This is a genomic window from Komagataeibacter intermedius TF2, assembly GCF_000964425.1.
GTDB classification, from domain to species: domain Bacteria; phylum Pseudomonadota; class Alphaproteobacteria; order Acetobacterales; family Acetobacteraceae; genus Komagataeibacter; species Komagataeibacter intermedius.
Map to the genome: position 1 here is coordinate 84,892 of NZ_BANF01000012.1, position 12,227 is coordinate 97,118.

General features: G+C 63.9%; 17 protein-coding genes and 1 tRNA gene. 15 read left to right on the plus strand and 3 right to left on the minus strand.

Annotated elements, in window-relative coordinates:
• Positions 1-2: 2 nt before the first annotated feature.
• Both B7449_RS02765 and hemJ read left to right on the plus strand, forming a co-directional pair.
• Positions 3-716, plus strand: a complete 714-nt coding sequence (locus B7449_RS02765) for an HAD family hydrolase (protein WP_039733384.1) — start codon at positions 3-5, stop codon at positions 714-716.
• Positions 709-1,158 carry a protoporphyrinogen oxidase HemJ gene (gene hemJ, locus B7449_RS02770; protein ID WP_039733358.1) on the plus strand — a complete coding sequence of 150 codons (450 nt, stop codon included), beginning with the start codon at positions 709-711 and terminating at the stop codon, positions 1,156-1,158. Before B7449_RS02765 ends, hemJ begins: the two co-directional genes overlap by 8 nt.
• A gap of 26 nt (positions 1,159-1,184) precedes the next feature.
• Here hemJ and B7449_RS02775 read toward each other — a convergent pair whose 3' ends face one another.
• Positions 1,185-1,634, minus strand: a complete 450-nt coding sequence (locus B7449_RS02775) for a YjjA family protein (protein WP_039733357.1) — start codon at positions 1,632-1,634, stop codon at positions 1,185-1,187.
• Between the two features lie 100 nt (positions 1,635-1,734).
• The gene (locus B7449_RS02780; RefSeq protein WP_029329345.1) at positions 1,735-2,055 is read right to left on the minus strand and encodes a YggT family protein; all 321 of its coding nucleotides are present in this window, start codon (positions 2,053-2,055) and stop codon (positions 1,735-1,737) included.
• A 144-nt stretch (positions 2,056-2,199) separates the two neighbouring features.
• Here B7449_RS02780 and B7449_RS02785 point away from each other — a divergent pair.
• Positions 2,200-2,275 (plus strand) — tRNA-Ala (locus B7449_RS02785).
• 92 nt (positions 2,276-2,367) lie between these two features.
• Here B7449_RS02785 and B7449_RS02790 read toward each other — a convergent pair.
• The gene (locus B7449_RS02790; protein ID WP_048883195.1) at positions 2,368-2,778 is read right to left on the minus strand and encodes a RidA family protein; all 411 of its coding nucleotides are present in this window, start codon (positions 2,776-2,778) and stop codon (positions 2,368-2,370) included.
• A 23-nt stretch (positions 2,779-2,801) separates the two neighbouring features.
• Between B7449_RS02790 and B7449_RS02795 the strand changes: the two genes are divergently transcribed.
• The 12 genes from B7449_RS02795 to B7449_RS02850 all read left to right on the plus strand — a co-directional run bounded on the left by B7449_RS02795 (position 2,802) and on the right by B7449_RS02850 (position 12,227).
• The gene (locus B7449_RS02795) at positions 2,802-3,245 is read left to right on the plus strand and encodes an HPr kinase/phosphorylase (protein WP_039733355.1); all 444 of its coding nucleotides are present in this window, start codon (positions 2,802-2,804) and stop codon (positions 3,243-3,245) included.
• Positions 3,246-3,379: 134 nt separating this feature from the next.
• Positions 3,380-4,351: an RNase adapter RapZ gene (gene rapZ / locus B7449_RS02800; protein WP_048883197.1), complete on the plus strand. Its 972-nt coding sequence runs from the start codon at positions 3,380-3,382 to the stop codon at positions 4,349-4,351.
• Entirely contained in the window at positions 4,348-4,806 is a 459-nt protein-coding gene (locus B7449_RS02805; protein WP_039733353.1) for a PTS sugar transporter subunit IIA, read from the plus strand. The genes rapZ and B7449_RS02805 overlap by 4 nt, the downstream gene beginning before the upstream one ends.
• The gene (locus B7449_RS02810) at positions 4,799-5,095 is read left to right on the plus strand and encodes an HPr family phosphocarrier protein (RefSeq protein ID WP_039733351.1); all 297 of its coding nucleotides are present in this window, start codon (positions 4,799-4,801) and stop codon (positions 5,093-5,095) included. Before B7449_RS02805 ends, B7449_RS02810 begins: the two co-directional genes overlap by 8 nt.
• Entirely contained in the window at positions 5,082-6,920 is a 1,839-nt protein-coding gene (gene ptsP / locus B7449_RS02815) for a phosphoenolpyruvate--protein phosphotransferase (RefSeq protein ID WP_039733350.1), read from the plus strand. Before B7449_RS02810 ends, ptsP begins: the two co-directional genes overlap by 14 nt.
• Before the next feature lie 183 nt (positions 6,921-7,103).
• Positions 7,104-8,684: a bifunctional phosphoribosylaminoimidazolecarboxamide formyltransferase/IMP cyclohydrolase gene (purH, locus tag B7449_RS02820; protein ID WP_039733349.1), complete on the plus strand. Its 1,581-nt coding sequence runs from the start codon at positions 7,104-7,106 to the stop codon at positions 8,682-8,684.
• Between the two features lie 98 nt (positions 8,685-8,782).
• A complete protein-coding gene (locus B7449_RS02825) occupies positions 8,783-9,556 on the plus strand; it encodes a hypothetical protein (RefSeq protein WP_039733348.1) in 774 nt (257 codons plus the stop codon).
• Positions 9,557-9,681: 125 nt separating this feature from the next.
• Complete coding sequence (locus B7449_RS02830) at positions 9,682-10,023, plus strand: AtpZ/AtpI family protein (RefSeq protein ID WP_010513676.1); 342 nt, start codon at positions 9,682-9,684, stop codon at positions 10,021-10,023.
• A 12-nt stretch (positions 10,024-10,035) separates the two neighbouring features.
• Positions 10,036-10,785 carry a F0F1 ATP synthase subunit A gene (locus B7449_RS02835; RefSeq protein WP_039733347.1) on the plus strand — a complete coding sequence of 250 codons (750 nt, stop codon included), beginning with the start codon at positions 10,036-10,038 and terminating at the stop codon, positions 10,783-10,785.
• Between the two features lie 61 nt (positions 10,786-10,846).
• A complete protein-coding gene (locus tag B7449_RS02840) occupies positions 10,847-11,071 on the plus strand; it encodes an ATP synthase subunit C family protein (protein ID WP_003616715.1) in 225 nt (74 codons plus the stop codon).
• Positions 11,072-11,087: 16 nt separating this feature from the next.
• Positions 11,088-11,702 (plus strand): F0F1 ATP synthase subunit B family protein, encoded by a 615-nt coding sequence (locus B7449_RS02845; RefSeq protein WP_039733345.1) that lies wholly within the window; start codon positions 11,088-11,090, stop codon positions 11,700-11,702.
• A gap of 30 nt (positions 11,703-11,732) precedes the next feature.
• Positions 11,733-12,227 carry a F0F1 ATP synthase subunit B family protein gene (locus B7449_RS02850; protein ID WP_039733344.1) on the plus strand — a complete coding sequence of 165 codons (495 nt, stop codon included), beginning with the start codon at positions 11,733-11,735 and terminating at the stop codon, positions 12,225-12,227.

Here is a 12,227-nt window from a genome sequence, read left to right on the forward strand (position 1 = left end):
TGATGTTACCTGCCGCCCTGCGTCCTGATGGCGCGCTCAGACTGGTCATTTTTGACTGTGACGGTGTCCTGATCGATAGCGAGGGACCGTCGTGCCGCATGATTGCGCGCACCTTGCGTGAATATGGTCTGGCCATCAGTGACGAGGACGCGGTCCGGCGCTTCGCCGGTCACGCCCTGACGGCGCTGAAACATGAAATCGAACAGGCGGAGGGCATAACCCTGCCCGATGACTGGCCTGCGCAGATGCAGCGCAACCTTGTCACCCTCATGCGCAGCGAGGCGGAAACCATAGACGGTGCGCCCGCCATGCTGCGCGGGGTGGCGGCGCTGGGCCTGCCCTACCGGATCGGTTCCAATTCCTCGGTCATGGAAATGGAGGCGAAATTCGGCCGCACCGGGCTGGATGAACTGATCGCGCCCGCGCACATCCATTCTGCCCGTGACATGGGCCAGCCCAAGCCGGACCCGGCGGTCTATCTGGCGGCGGCGAAGGCGCAGGGCGTACCGCCTGAAAACTGCATCGTGCTGGAAGATACCGATACCGGCGCGCGCGCGGCACAGGCGGCGGGCATGGCATGCGTACTGTTAAGGTCTGCCGACCTGCCCGCGCCGTCATGGCCGGGGCTGTTGCGGATCACGCATCTTGACCAGTTCGTGCCGTTGCTGCGGCGTGTCCTGGACAGCCAGAAGCCACACGGCGCCGCGCATGATTGATGCGCTGGCGTCCATCATGCTGTGGCTGAAGGCATTCCACATCATGTCATTCATTGCATGGATGGCGGGGCTGTTCTATCTGCCGCGGCTGTTTGTCTATCACTGCCAGGTGGCGCCGGGCACGGCGGAATCCGAACGGTTCAAGGTGATGGAATACAAGCTGCTGCGCTTCATCATGATGCCGGCCATGATCAGCACATTCCTGTTCGGTGGCCTGCTGTCGGCCATTCCGGGGCTGGTTGACTGGCATTCAGGCTGGTGGATCACCAAGCTTGCCTGCGTGCTGGCGATGGCGGGGTTCAATGGCGCGTGCGGGCGGTGGCGGCGTGATTTCGCCAATGACCGTAATACCCGGCCCGAACGGTTCTATCGCATGGCCAATGAGGTGCCGACCGTTCTCATGATGATCATCGTGATCATGGTGGTGGTCCGCCCGTTCTGAGACGGGCGGACACATAACTGACCGGATCAGAGCAGGGACTTGCCCTGCTTCAGCACGGCATTGCACACTTTGGTCGACACTTTCTGCTTGAGGTTCCCGGTCAGCGACGACAGCGAGAACGTGTTGCCGTTGCCGGTATCCAGGATACCGTTCTGGCCGTTGGTGTACTGGCTGCTGGAGGTATCAAGGCCAGCCTTCTGCTTCAGCGAGGACAGCAGCGTGGTGGGGCTGTTGCCCTGCAGGTAGTTGTTCTGCACGCAGTAGCTCAGCAGGCCCGTGACGTTGGAGGGAGCCAGCGACGAGACGGACGGCACGTTCAGGCCGCTGCCCGACAGCAGGCCGGCCGCCTTGCCAAGTTCACCCGACGAGCCACCAGTCAGGCCGCCAAAGCCCTGTGCATGGGCAGGCGCGCCGGACAGGGCGGCCGCAAGCGGCAGGGCCGCGACGAGCGTCAGGAAACGGTTCGTTTTTTTCATTTAATGATAACTCCTGAAATCCGGCCCGAAGGAAAGCCAAGGCCGCAATACCTGTTATATCCGCCTTCGCCGTGGGGGGGATAGCCCGCCGTCACGGCTTTTATGCAATGCCGACCATAAGCATGCCGTAGATCTTGCCCATGACGGGCATCACCACATACTGCAGCAGGAGCAGCAGTACGAGCGGGCTGAGGTCGATATTGCCAATGTTCGGCAGGATGTTGCGGATGGGGCGCAGCACCGGCTCGGTCATGCGGAACAGGAAGTTGGAGATGTTCCAGACAATCTGGTTGCGCGGGTCCAGAATGCCGAAGCCCAGCAGGAAGCTGAACAGACAGGCCAGCATCACCACATAGTAATAAAGCTGTATGAGCTCAGCCAGCAGGTTAAAGATAATGGTGATCAACGGGCCAACCTTCATGGATGATGGGAAACAGAATTTAGTGTCCGGCACGCCCGCATACAACTGCTATGACGGCGCCGGGCAGGAGAGAAAAGCGATTGTGCGCCCAAAAATGGGTCTTGACTTACTGCCTGTGCGCGGTATCTATCGCGCGAGGAATGTGGGGCTGTAGCTCAGATGGGAGAGCGCCTCGTTCGCAATGAGGAGGTCAGGGGTTCGATTCCCCTCAGCTCCACCACTTTCCTTACTTTCCAGAATTAAATACTGTTCGACAGACAGGCTCCACACGGAACTGACCTGTGTTTGCGGGCTTTCTTTCAGACGACTGTATCAGGACAGTGTGTCGTCAGCCTGTGCGGGCAGGGCGACCAGTTCGATTTCCGCCAGCTGTCCGGCCCGTTCAAACTGCTTGCCCAGCCGCAGCGTCGTGGCGGGGCAGGTGCGGCCGAACAGATCGTTCAGAAGGGGAAAGCAGGTGCTGAACCCGTCGGTTTCACGCAGCGTGAAGGTGATGCGGGTGACATTGTCCGCCCCCATGCCCTGCTGGTCCAGCCGGGCCATGCCCGTTGCCAGCGCCTGCCGGATCTGGGGAAACAGGTCAGCGGGGAACTGTCCGGTTGTGGCATCGACGCCGGTCAGGTGCCGGATGTGTATTTCCGGTGAAGGGCGGAACGGCATGATTTCTTCCATTGGAGTCAGAATCACAAAATGGTCATGTTTTGTCCATAAAAAATTTTCCATCCCCGAAATGACGTTTCTCGTCCATGAATGAACTGGTCCAGATCCATGCGTCCTGCGCCGCGCGGGGGGCGCAGGGCATCATGCTCTGCGGGCCGTCGGGTGCCGGGAAATCCGACCTGCTGCTGCGCCTGATCGACGCGGGGTATGATCTTGTGGCCGATGACAGGGTCTGCATGCATGCGGGCTGGGCCAGCGCGCCCCCGGCCCTTGCGGGGCTGCTGGAAGTGCGCGGCATCGGGATCGTGCGCATGGCCTATCGCGCGCGCGTGCGCGTTGTGGCTGTTGCAAGGCTGGTTTCTCCCACGGATTACCCGCCGCGACTCCCCCCGGCGCCCAAGCGTGATAAGGTAGTGGGGCAGCCGGTATTTTTCCTTGATCCGGCGCAGCCCTCCGCCGTGGCCCGGATCGGGCTGGTGCTGGATTGCGTTGCCGGTGACAGGCAACTGCTGGATGAAAGACAGATGTGATATCGTCGCCACTTTCCATTGCCGCCCGTTCAGGGAACAATGGATTCACGAAAAGGTTCCGATCCCGCCATGAGACAGCGATTTGTCACTGGGCATGTGGCTGACAGAAGTCAGGGTTTTGCGTGACTGACACCATGCATGAAGACACACCCCTTCCCCGTCGTATCCTGCTTGTCACCGGGCTGTCCGGGGCAGGCAAGTCCTCGATCCTGCGTATTCTGGAGGATCTGGGGCACGAGGTGATCGACAACCCGCCGCTGGGCATGCTGGATGAAATCGTGGCGCGTGCCGAACGTCCGGTGGCGGTAGGTGTGGATTCCCGCACGCGCGGGTTCGATGCGTCCGCCGTGCTGGAGGCGCTGGCGCGGCTGCGGGTCAACCCGGCCCTGAATGCGGAACTGATTTACGCAACAGCCGAGGAAAGCGTCCTGCTGCGCCGTTATACGGCCACCCGCAGGCGTCACCCGCAGGCCGTCCATGGCACCGTGAAGGAAGGGATCGAGGCTGAAATCCGCCTGACATCCCCCCTGCGTGAAGCGGCGGATGTGGTGATCGACACCTCCGACCTGCCCCCGCCGGAACTGCGCCAGCTGGTCGAGGCCCGGTTCGGGGAATGGACGGCGGGGGGACTCGATGGCCTGACGGTGGCCCTCATGTCATTCGCCTTTCCCGCCGGCCTGCCGCGGGAAGCGGACATGGTGTTTGATGCCCGCTTCCTGACCAATCCCTATTATGATCCAGCCCTGTCCGCCATGACCGGGCTGGATCAGGACGTGGCTGACTATGTGGCCCGTGACCCGGATTACCAGGAATTCCTTGACCGGATTGCAGGACTGCTGGAACTGGTGCTGCCGCGCTTCGTGCAGGAAGGCAAGAAATACGCCACCATCGCCATCGGCTGTTCGGGGGGGCGGCACCGCTCCGTCACGCTGGTGGAGGCCCTTGCCCTCAGGCTTGCGCAACGCGTCGGGCATACCCATCCACATGATGCATGGCCGGTGGTGATCATGCATCGTGAACTGGCCCGTCAGGGCCGCAGCAGCTGGCGGTGGGCCAACCGGCCCCGCGGGCTGCCGGAAACAACGGAGCAGAAAGACCCGCAATGATCGGTCTTGTGTTCGTGATGCATGGTGTCCTGGGCGAGACCCTGAAGGGGGAACTCGAACATGTGGTCGGTCCGCAGGCGCAGGCAGCGGTGTTCAACGTCACCGCCACCTCCCTGCCTGGAACATGCCGTACGGCATTGCAGCAGGCCATCGACTCGGTCGATAGCGGTCAGGGCGTCATCCTGCTGACTGACATGTTTGGCAGCACGCCATCGAATGTCGCGGTCTCCGTTCTGGAAACCGACAGGGTGGAAGTGCTGGCGGGGGTCAACATGCCCATGCTGGTCAAGCTGGCGCAGATGCGGGGCCATGCGGATATGCAGGAATGCCTCAATGGCGCGGAAGCGGCAGGCAGGCGGTACATATCCGTGGCGTCCCACCTGCCAGCAGCGTGCCTGTCCGGGGTTGGGGAATGCGTGGGCGAGGCGGACAGCGTGGCAGGCCACGGTGGCTGAAGCGGTCGCGCAGCCCGCATCGCATCAGGCGGATGTGGAGATCGTGAACCAGCGCGGGCTGCATGCACGCGCGGCCGCGAAATTCGTGACGGTGGCGGAAAAATTCGATGCGGGCGTTGATGTCGCCCATGCGGGCATGACGGTTTCGGGCCATTCCATCATGGGTCTCATGATGCTGGGCGCGGGCAGGGGGGAGACAGTCACCATCACGACCTCCGGCCCACAGGGGCCGCAGGCGCTCAGGGCCCTGACGCGGCTGGTCGGGGCCGGGTTTGATGAAGACGACTGAACGCCGCCCGAAGCAGCGCCCCCGCGCGGGGGAAGTCCGGCTGGAAGGCCAGCCCGTCTCATCCGGGGTTGCGATCGGTTATGCCGCCGTCGCGCATGAACCGGCCCCGCCGCCAGTGGACATGGCGCGCAGCGACTGTGATCCCGCGCATGAACGTACCCGCCTGCATGACGCCATAAGCCGTTCCGTCGCCCAGCTTGGCCGGTTGCATGACCGTCTGGCGCTGCTGCCGGAAGACGGACAGGTGGAAATCGGCTCCCTGCTGGAAGTCTACCGCCGGATGCTCGGGCCGTCGCGTCTGCGACGCGGGATCGAGGCGCGGCTGGAGCAGGGCATGCTGGCCGAAGCCGCCGTCATGCAGGAAACCGAGGCACTGGCCGCCCTCATGCTGGCCCCGCCCGGTCGTCCCGCGCCGCAGGGGGAAGACGCCGTGGCCGCGCGCAGGCGGGCGGGCGAATTCCGTGAAATCGGGCGCAGGCTGGTCCGTAACCTCAGCGGCACGCCCTACCGGTCCTTTTCCGCCCTGCCCGATGGGGCCATCCTGGTCGCGGAGCAGTTGCGTCCCGCCGACGCCGCCCTGATCGATCCATCCCGTATTGCCGCCGTCGTGACGGAAGAAGGCGGCAGCACCGGGCATACCGCCATCCTGCTGCGTGCGCTGGGCATTCCCGCCGTGCTGGCGGCCCATGGCCTGCTGGCGCAGGTGGGACGGCGCACGCGGCTGGTGGTGGACGGGGCGACGGGACGGGTCATCGTGCGGCCGTCCAGCCGCACGGCTGCGGCGGCCCGGGTCGAGGTTGCATCCTACGCCCGCGAACGCCAGATGCTTGGCCGCCTGCGTCGCCTGCCCGCGCGGCTGTCCAGCGGGGAGGTGCTGACGCTTCAGGCCAACCTGGAAATCCCGGCCGAACTGCCCATGGTCGCGCAGTCAGGGGCGGCGGGTATCGGGCTGCTGCGCAGTGAATTCCTGTTCATGAATACGGATACGCTGCCTGATGAAGCACTGCAGGAAGCCATCTACCTACCCCTGATCGAGGCCATGGCGGGGGACCCGGTCACGATCCGCGTGGTGGACTGGGGTAGCGAAAAAAATAGCGATGCCCTGTCACGCGTGGGAATTGGCAATGGGGGCGACGCCAATCCGGCGCTGGCGGTGCGGGGCATCCGGCTGCTGCTCCAGCACCGCGCGCTGCTGGAAACGCAGTTCGCCGCGATCCTGCGCGCGGCCCATGCGGGGCCGGTAAGGGTGCTGCTGCCCATGGTCTCCCTGCTGGAGGAACTGCAGGCCGCGCGCGATATCTATGCCCGCGTCGGGCGCAGGCTACGGCGCAGGGGGGTGAAGATTCCGGATCCCCTGCCGCCGCTTGGCATCATGATCGAAACGCCCGCCGCGGCCCTCATGGCGGACGTGCTGGCGCAGGAGGCCGAATTCCTGGCCATCGGCACGAATGACCTGACCATGTACACCCTTGCCGCCGACCGTGTCGCGACGGATGTGGCGGCATTGTATGACCCGCTGCACCCGGCCGTGCTGCGGCTTGTGCGCATGACGGCGGATGCGGGGCTGCGGCAGCGCAGGCCGGTTTCCGTCTGTGGGGAACTGGCGTCCGATCCGCTGGCGGTGCCGCTGCTGGTGGGGCTGGGGGTACGGTCTTTTTCCATGCATGCGTCTGCGGTGCCACGGGTCAAGCGGGCCATCCGGGCCGCCGCCATGGATGACTGCCGCCGCATGGCCTGCCGTGCGCTGGAAGCAACGGACGGGCAGGAAGTCCGCGCCATGCTGGCGCAGTATGCCCACACCCTGCAGCACCCGGAAGACGGATAGGGGCCATTGCCTGTCTGGCTTGGTGCGCATGCCACCACTGGCGGACAGCCGGCCGTGCTGTCGGGGCCGTTTCCCGACCGGCAGGGGGCCATTATGACATTTCGCTTATTGCCCCGCCTCCTGCGGTTGGACTAAGCCTCCCGCATTGGCTCATTTCCAGCTTGCGTGAAAGGTCACCCGCTGATGACCCCCCCGAAGACCGTGCCGGTTCGGCGTGCCCTGATTTCCGTTTCCGACAAGAAGGGCCTGCTTGACCTTGCCCGCGCCCTTGTCGCCCATGGCGCGGAAATCCTCTCGACGGGTGGTTCCGCCCGAACCCTGCGCGAGGCCGGGATCGCCGTGCGCGACGTGTCCGAACATACCGGCTTCCCGGAAATCCTTGATGGTCGCGTCAAGACACTGGTGCCGCAGGTGCATGGTGGCATCCTGGGGCGGCGGGACCTGCCCGCGCATGTCAGCCAGATGGAAGAGCACGGGATCGCCCCGATCGACCTCGTGGCCGTCAACCTGTACCCGTTCGAGGCCACGGTGGCGTCCGGCGCCGGTGCGGATGACTGTATCGAGAATATCGACATTGGTGGCCCCGCCCTGATCCGTGCCGCGGCCAAGAACCACGCCCATGTCGCCATCGTCACCGATCCGGCGCAGTATGGCGACATCATTACCGCGCTGGAAAACGGCGGCACCACGCTTGCGCAGCGCAGGATACTGGCCGGTGCCGCCTATGCCCGCACGGCGGCGTATGACGCCGCCATCGCCGCATGGTTTGCAAAACAGGAAGGCGAAGAACTCCCGCCGCGCATGATCGTCGCCGGTGAAAAGCGCGAGAGCCTGCGTTACGGCGAAAACCCGCACCAGAAAGCGGCTTTCTATACCGACGGGTCCACCCGCCCCGGTGTGGCTACCGCAACACAGGTGCAGGGCAAGTCCCTGTCTTACAACAATATCAACGACACGGATGCGGCGTTCGAGGCCGTGGCCGAATTTGACGCGCCCGCCGTGGTGATCGTCAAGCACGCCAATCCCTGTGGGGTGGCCGTGGCGGCGACACAGGCGGAAGCATGGGACAGGGCGCTGCGGTGCGACCCCGTTTCGGCCTTTGGTGGGATCGTGGCGCTCAACCGCACGCTGGAAGCCGAAGCGGCATCGCGCATCGCTGCGATTTTCACCGAAGTGATCGTCGCCCCCGATGCAACCGAGGAGGCGCGGCAGATCCTTGCGCGCAAAAAGAACCTGCGCCTGCTGCTGACCGGCGCGCTGCCGGACCCGGCAGCCGGTGGCGTGGTGGTGCGGTCGGTGGCTGGCGGTTTCCTGGCGCAGACGCGCGATAATGGCCGCATCACGCCCGACGCCCTGAAGGTGGTGACAAAGCGCGCGCCGACTCCAGCGGAAATGGCGGACCTGATCTTTGCCTTCCGCGTGGCCAAGCACGTCAAGTCGAACGCCATTGTCTATGCCAGGGGCCAGAGCACGGTGGGGATTGGCGCAGGTCAGATGAGCCGCGTTGATTCCGCGCGCATCGCCGCGACCAAAAGCGCCGATGCGGCAAAGGAAGCGGGCATTGACCATCCGCTGACACAGGGCAGCGTCGTGGCGTCGGACGCGTTCTTCCCCTTCGCGGACGGTCTTGAGGCCGCCATCGCCGCAGGCGCCACCGCCGTGATCCAGCCCGGAGGCTCCATCCGTGATGACGAGGTGATCGCCGCCGCCGACAGGGCCGGCATCGCGATGGTTTTCACAGGTATGCGCCATTTCCGGCACTGATCCCACAGCCAGCCCCCTTGCCTGCGCGCCGGGGATGGCATGAGATAGCACGCCCGGTGGACGACCGGGGTTAAGACAGACGAAAGACGGGTACCCGCATGGACATTCATCGACGTTCCTCCTGCCGCCTGCTTGCGGGCGTGCTTGTGGCTGGCAGTCTGGCGGCGGGCGGTGCCCATGCCGCCGGCAAGGGCGGCGCACAGCCCGCACCGGCCGCCCCGGCTGCGGCGCAGGTCGCGCCGGTGTTCGACATGAGCCCCCTGCCGGTCACCACCGGCCAGATGACGCAGTATATCCTGAGCCCGGCGGGACAGCTGTCGGGCATGCTGCTTGCCGATGGCACGCAGGTCTTTTTCTCCCATGACCTTGGCGAGCAGCTTCCCGCCATCGCGCGTCCGGGCGAACAGGTCAGCGTCAATGGTCTGAAAGGCATTGGTCGTCCCATCGTGCGGGCCTATGCCGTAACGGGTCCGCGTGGGCGCCGTATAGCCGACGTGCGCCCCCCCGCCACGGCGCCGATGCCGGTGGAATCCCCCAGTATCGGGCCGGACGTGCCGGTGGACGGCACCATCCTTGCCCCGCTGTATGACATGCAGGGCGGGGTGCAGGGCGTGATCATGCGCGACCACAGCGTCGTGTATGTGGGGGAAAAGAATGCCAGCCGTCTTGTCGCATGGCTCAAACCGGGGGCGACGCTGCATGCCATCGGCACGGGCGTCACGGGGGACCATGGGACCGCGATCAACGCGCGTGAGATCGGACCCGACGTGAACCAGGCCATTCATGTCGAACCCGCTGATGCTCCCCCGCCCGGCGCGTTCCCCGGCAGTGCCGGGTATGACGTCATACCCGGTGGTTCCTCGGGCGATTAAAAGTCGGGCGTACTCCCGATATGGGAAAAAAAGATGCAGGGGTGGCGTGTTTGTTTGCCACCCGTTGCTTGACAGGTTATTGCAGCATCGTTAGCTAGCGCCTGCACCCTTGGGAGGTGCGAGAAGTGGATAAGGATAACGATCCGTCCGACGAGTCCTTTGACCGGCGACTGGAAGCGGCCCGTGAGCGTCTGAACCCGCCCGCAGCCGTGGAACGTGACACCGGTGGGACACTGTCCGATCTGGGCCTGGTGATCAGGTCAGGAACGGAACTTGTGTCGGCGCTTGTGGTCGGGGTTGCGATTGGCTGGGGGCTTGACCACTGGCTGCATACGAAGCCCTGGTTCCTTATTGTCTTTTCGCTTCTGGGCGGTGTGGCAGGTGTGCTTAATGTCTGGCGTCTTGTCAGGCCCGATGCCATAAACACTAAGGCAACGGGACCGGATGACGGTCCCGGACGGATATAGGGAAGAACGAAGTTGGCGGCCGGATCATCCATCGACGCGCTCGGTCAGTTCGAGCTCCATCCAGTTTTGGGTGCACTTGGCGAATCCCTGCGGTTCAGCCAGTCCCCCATGATGATGATTGTTGCCGCCATTGTGGTTCTGGCATTCCTGTATGTGGGCATGCGGCCCGCTGCGGTGGTGCCGGGGCGGCTGCAGTCCGCGGCCGAAATGTGCTACGACTTCATCTACAACATGGCGGTTGATACGATTGGCCCGGAAGGCCGGGCTTTCTTCCCGTTCGTGTTCACGCTGTTCTTCTTCATCCTGGCCGGGAATTACCTCGGCCTGCTGCCCTTCTCCTTTGCCTTCACCAGCCATATCGCCGTGACGCTGGCGCTGGCGCTGATGGTGTTCTGCCTCTCGATCATCGTGTCGCTCAAGGTGCAGGGGGCGAAATTCTTTGCCCACTTCATGCCTGCCGGCGCCCCCAAGGCCCTGGCCCCGCTGTTGATTCCGATCGAGATCCTTTCCTTTCTTTCGCGTCCCGTGAGCCTGTCGATCCGTCTGTTTGCCAACATGGTCGCCGGTCACGTGATGTTCGACATGTTTGCCGCCTTCACGATCATGCTGGCCGGTCTGGGCTTCTTCGGTGACATCATCGCCGTTGGTCCCGTGGTCATCAATATCGCGCTGATGGCACTCGAATTGCTGGTTGGCGCCTTGCAGGCCTATGTGTTTGCAATCCTTACCTGCATCTATCTGAGGGAGGCGGTGGCCCACTAACGGGTCGCTCCCCGCTTCCATCTATTTCAATCCAGAACGTCTGAAACAAGGAAAACAAGACATGGATATCGCAGCAGCCCGTGAAATTGGTGCCGGTATCGCCGTTATCGCCCTCGCTGGCGTTGGCATTGGCCTGGGTAACATCTTCTCCACGCTGGTCAGCAGCATCGCGCGCAACCCGTCCGCGCGTCCGCACGTGTTCGGTCTCGGCATGCTGGGCTTCGCCCTGACGGAAGCCGTCGCCCTGTATGCGCTTCTGATCGCGTTCCTGATCCTGTTCGTCTGATACGCTGGAGGCGAACATGGCGCGCGCCGTGATGTATGACAACATCCGAAGGGCGGGGACTTTCCTGGCCCCGTCCGCGCTGGCTCTGCCGCTGATGGCCATGGTAGCCCCTGGCGCGCGCGCCGAGGGCATGCCCCAGCTTGATTTTGGCAATCCCTATGTCATCGGACAGGTGATATGGGGCGCTGGCATTTTCCTGGTCCTGTACCTTCTGCTGAGCCGTTCGGCCCTGCCGAAGGTGGAAAAGGTCCTGTCGCTGCGTCGTCAGACGATTGAGACGGATCTCGGGATTGCGCACAAGGCCAAGACCCGCGCTGATGAAGCAGTGGCCGATCTGCATGAAGCCCGCCGCAAGGCGCTGGCGGATGCACAGGCCAATGTGGACAAGGTTGTCGAGGAGGCGCGTCTTGCCGCCGCCCGGCAGACCGAGGAAATGAATGCGCGTCTGGCGACGGAAATCCAGGATGCCGAAACCCGCATTGCACAGGCACGTGGGCAGGCGCTGGCATCCGTGCGCGAGATTTCGACAACGACGGCGGAAACGCTGATCCATCAGTTATCCGGCATTGCCGCCCCGGCCGATTTCGTGACGGCAAAGGTCGGTTCTGCTGCGGCAGCACGTGGTCTCTGACGCGCTGCCCAAGACAGACAGGTCATAATCATGTTTCATGATCCCCGTTTCTGGTCGGCTGTTGCCTTTGTCCTGTTTTTTGTCCTGTTCGGGCGTTCACTGTGGAAACCCCTGGTGAGCGCGCTGGACGGACGGGCAGAGCGCATCCGCGCGGAGCTGGATGAAGCGGCGCGTCTGCGCCGTGAGGCCGAACAGATGCTTGAGGATGCGACGCGGGACCGGGAAGCGGCTCTGGCCGAGGCCAAGGAACTGGTCGAACATTCCCTGCGTGAAGCCGCCAACATTGCAGTCAAGGCCCGTCAGGACGCCGAGGACATCGCAGCCCGGCGTGAACAGATGGCCAAGGACCGGATTGCATCGGCGGAACGTTCCGCCCTGCGTGAAGTCCGTGAAACGGCTGTTGATATCGCCATTCAGGCCACGCGGGAAACGCTGGCTGCAAGCCTGCCTGCTGATACGGACGGCAAGATTATCGACAAGTCCATCGGTGACCTGCCGGCGGCCCTGTCACAGCGCGCTGCCTGA

Excerpts from the sequence above, each read along its gene's own strand:
- B7449_RS02765 (WP_039733384.1), top strand. The coding sequence starts at position 3 with ATGTTACCTGCCGCCCTGCGTCCTGATGGCGCGCTCAGACTGGTCATT.
- hemJ (WP_039733358.1), top strand. The coding sequence starts at position 709 with ATGATTGATGCGCTGGCGTCCATCATGCTGTGGCTGAAGGCATTCCAC.
- B7449_RS02775 (WP_039733357.1), bottom strand. The coding sequence starts at position 1,634 with ATGAAAAAAACGAACCGTTTCCTGACGCTCGTCGCGGCCCTGCCGCTT.
- B7449_RS02780 (WP_029329345.1), bottom strand. The coding sequence starts at position 2,055 with ATGAAGGTTGGCCCGTTGATCACCATTATCTTTAACCTGCTGGCTGAG.
- B7449_RS02790 (WP_048883195.1), bottom strand. The coding sequence starts at position 2,778 with ATGGAAAATTTTTTATGGACAAAACATGACCATTTTGTGATTCTGACT.
- B7449_RS02795 (WP_039733355.1), top strand. The coding sequence starts at position 2,802 with ATGAATGAACTGGTCCAGATCCATGCGTCCTGCGCCGCGCGGGGGGCG.
- rapZ (WP_048883197.1), top strand. The coding sequence starts at position 3,380 with ATGCATGAAGACACACCCCTTCCCCGTCGTATCCTGCTTGTCACCGGG.
- B7449_RS02805 (WP_039733353.1), top strand. The coding sequence starts at position 4,348 with ATGATCGGTCTTGTGTTCGTGATGCATGGTGTCCTGGGCGAGACCCTG.
- ptsP (WP_039733350.1), top strand. The coding sequence starts at position 5,082 with ATGAAGACGACTGAACGCCGCCCGAAGCAGCGCCCCCGCGCGGGGGAA.
- purH (WP_039733349.1), top strand. The coding sequence starts at position 7,104 with ATGACCCCCCCGAAGACCGTGCCGGTTCGGCGTGCCCTGATTTCCGTT.
- B7449_RS02825 (WP_039733348.1), top strand. The coding sequence starts at position 8,783 with ATGGACATTCATCGACGTTCCTCCTGCCGCCTGCTTGCGGGCGTGCTT.
- B7449_RS02840 (WP_003616715.1), top strand. The coding sequence starts at position 10,847 with ATGGATATCGCAGCAGCCCGTGAAATTGGTGCCGGTATCGCCGTTATC.
- B7449_RS02845 (WP_039733345.1), top strand. The coding sequence starts at position 11,088 with ATGGCGCGCGCCGTGATGTATGACAACATCCGAAGGGCGGGGACTTTC.
- B7449_RS02850 (WP_039733344.1), top strand. The coding sequence starts at position 11,733 with ATGTTTCATGATCCCCGTTTCTGGTCGGCTGTTGCCTTTGTCCTGTTT.